Source organism: Oceanobacillus sp. CFH 90083, from assembly GCF_009389585.1.
GTDB lineage: Bacteria > Bacillota > Bacilli > Bacillales > Amphibacillaceae > Oceanobacillus.
Genome location: NZ_VIYG01000037.1, coordinates 1 through 3476, shown reverse-complemented (window position 1 = coordinate 3476; position 3476 = coordinate 1). Strand labels below are relative to the sequence as shown.

The following is a 3476-nucleotide window of genomic DNA, read 5'->3' as shown; positions in this document are numbered from 1 at the left end:
AAAATCTATCAATTCCTACAGAGGTGATAAAGCATGAGAGACTTGAAGCAAATAAACAAAGTTTTAGTTGCAAACAGAGGAGAAATCGCGATACGTGTCTTTCGGGCCTGTACCGAGTTAAATGTTCGTACAGTAGCTGTTTACTCCAGCGAAGATTCGACGTCCTTCCATCGATTTAAAGCAGACGAAGCGTATTTAATCGGGGAAGGGAAAAAGCCAATCGACGCTTACTTGGATATGGAAGGAATCATCGCTTTAGCAAAAGAAGTGGATGTGGATGCGATTCATCCGGGATATGGATTCCTTTCTGAAAACATTGCATTTGCCAAGCGCTGTGAAGAAGAGGGCATTATTTTTATCGGTCCAACCAGTGAGCATTTAAATATGTTTGGAGACAAGGTAAAAGCGAGAGAGCAGGCTCTGGCTGCCAACCTGCCAATTATTCCGGGCAGTGACGGTCCGGTTCATTCTTTAGAAGAAGTAAAAGCATTTGGAGAGAAGCACGGCTATCCCATTATTATAAAAGCCTCGCTTGGCGGCGGCGGAAGAGGGATGCGTGTTGTCGGGGCTGTAAATGAAGTGGAGAATGCCTATGACCGTGCAAAATCCGAAGCAAAGGCTGCCTTCGGGAATGATGACATTTATGTTGAAAAATTAATTGAAAATCCGAAGCATATTGAAGTGCAGATTATTGGTGATAACCAGGGGAATATAGTTCATTTATATGAACGGGATTGTTCGGTACAGCGCCGCCATCAAAAATTAATCGAGGTTGCGCCAAGCTTATCTCTAAGTGAAGAGCTGAGAGAAGCCATCTGTCAGGCAGCTGTGGATTTAATGAAAAATGTGGACTATGTCAATGCAGGAACCGTCGAGTTTCTTGTCACAGAAAATGATTTTTACTTTATCGAAGTAAATCCGCGTGTGCAGGTAGAGCATACGATTACAGAGATGATTACCGGTGTGGATATTGTGCAGACGCAAATCAAAATTGCAGATGGCTTTGGATTGCACGATAAAGAGGTAGGTATTCCGGCACAGGATAAAATAACAACGCAAGGGTATGCCATTCAGTCCCGTGTCACATCGGAGGATCCATTAAATGATTTTATGCCGGATACAGGAAAAATCAATGCGTACCGCAGCGGCGGCGGATTTGGTGTCCGTCTTGATGCTGGAAACGCCTATCAGGGAGCGGTTATTTCCCCGCACTATGATTCCTTATTAGTGAAAGTGTCTACGTGGGCGCTGGACTTTGAACAGGCTACCATTAAAATGGTGCGGAACTTAAAAGAATTCCGGATCAGAGGAATTAAGACCAATATTCCATTTTTGGAAAACGTGATGCTGCACGAGCAATTTTTATCCGGCGCATATGATACGACTTTTGTAGACAAGACACCGGAATTATTTATTTTCCCTGTCCGTCGGGACCGCGGAACAAAAATGCTGACCTATATTGCGAATACAACGATAAATGGGGTAGACGGTGCAGAAAAGCAGGAAAAGCCGGATTTTGATCCATTAATGATTCCAAATACAGAAAATATCGACATCCAGCCGGGAACCAAGCAGATTTTAGATGAACGTGGTCCAGAAGGGCTGGCAACGTGGCTGAAGGAACAGAAAAAGGTATTACTGACCGATACAACCTTCCGTGATGCCCATCAGTCTTTATTAGCGACACGTGTCCGTACAAACGACTTACTGCATATTGCAGAGCCGACCGCAAAATTACTCCCAAATCTATTTTCGGTGGAAATGTGGGGCGGGGCAACCTATGATGTCGCGTACCGTTTCTTAAAAGAGGACCCTTGGGAAAGATTACTGCAGCTGAGAAAACGTATGCCAAATGTGTTATTCCAGATGCTGCTCCGCGCGAGTAATGCCGTTGGCTATAAAAACTATCCGGATAATGTGATCGAATTATTTGTGAAGAAAAGTGCGGAAGCGGGGATCGATGTCTTCCGGATTTTCGACAGCCTGAACTGGGTGGAAGGGATGCAGGTAGCCATTGAAAATGTCCGTAAAACAGATAAAATCGCAGAAGCAGCGATGTGTTATACGGGTGATATCTTAGATACAGGCAGATCCAAATATGATCTGGCATACTATAAAAATATGGCAACCGAATTAGAAGCTGCCGGCGCTCATATTCTGGGGATCAAAGATATGGCGGGCTTACTGAAGCCGGAAGCAGCCTATCAGCTGATCAGCACCTTAAAGGAAACCGTAGATATTCCGATTCACCTGCACACACATGATACAAGCGGAAATGGTGTGTACACGTATGCCAGAGCCGTGGAAGCCGGTGTCGATGTGGTCGATGTTGCAGTCGGTTCGATGGCAGGAATGACCTCCCAGCCAAGTGCACAGTCTCTGTATCATGCTTTGGATGGAACGAAACATCAGCCGGAACTGCCTATCGACAAATTTGAAGAAATTGGGCAGTACTGGGAGGGAGTCCGTCATTACTACAAAGATTTTGAAAGTGGGATGATAGCACCGCATACCGAAATTTATCATCATGAAATGCCGGGCGGACAATACAGTAATCTGCAGCAGCAGGCAAAAGCGGTTGGATTAGGAGATCGCTGGAATGAAGTCAAAGCGATGTTCCGTCGTGTGAATGATCTGTTTGGGGATATTGTAAAGGTAACCCCCTCTTCCAAAGTGGTAGGAGATATGGCCCTCTTTATGGTGCAAAATGATTTAACCGAGGAAAGCCTTTATGAAAAAGGCGAATCAATAGATTTCCCTGATTCGGTGATTGAATTTGCGCAAGGATATATCGGTCAGCCGTATCAGGGCTTCCCGGAAAAGCTGCAAAAGCTGATCTTAAAGGATAAAAAGCCAATTACTGTGCGGCCTGGGGAATTGTTAGAGGATATCGATTTTAAAGAAATGCGTGATACGCTGTATAAAGAACTGCATCGCCCGGTGAACAGCCATGATTTGCTTGCGAATGCCCTTTACCCGAAAGTATTCAAAGATTACCAGGATTTTCTGCATACGTATGGGGATATGTCTGTATTAGACACACCTACGTTCTTCTATGGGATGAAGCTTGGTGAAGTGATTGAAGTAGAAATTGAAAAAGGAAAAACACTGATTGTGAAATTAGTCTCGATTTCGGAACCGAAGGAAGATGGGACACGCGTGGTGTATTTCCAATTGAATGGACAGTCCCGCGAAATAACCGTTCGGGATAATAGTGTCGAGTCTGCGATTGCAGCGAATCCGAAAGCAGATAAATCCAATCCAAAACATGTAGGCGCAACGATGCCGGGAACCGTTCTGGAAGTACATTGTGCGAAAGGGGATACGGTTCAAAAAGGCCAGCATGTGATGACGAATGAAGCCATGAAGATGGAAACCTCGGTACAGGCTCCATTGGACGGGGTGATTAAGGAAATCCATGTGCAGGCAGGCAGCTCGATTGCGGTAAATGATTTATTAATTGAATTTGAATAAGT

The 3476-nt window shown here is 44.7% G+C and carries 1 protein-coding gene; it reads left to right on the top strand.

What is annotated here, in order from left to right; all coding sequences use genetic code 11:
* The first annotated feature begins 33 nt into the window (after positions 1-33).
* Entirely contained in the window at positions 34-3474 is a 3441-nt protein-coding gene (gene pyc / locus FLK20_RS21340) for a pyruvate carboxylase (protein WP_152658614.1), read from the top strand.
* The last annotated feature ends 2 nt before the right edge of the window (positions 3475-3476 follow it).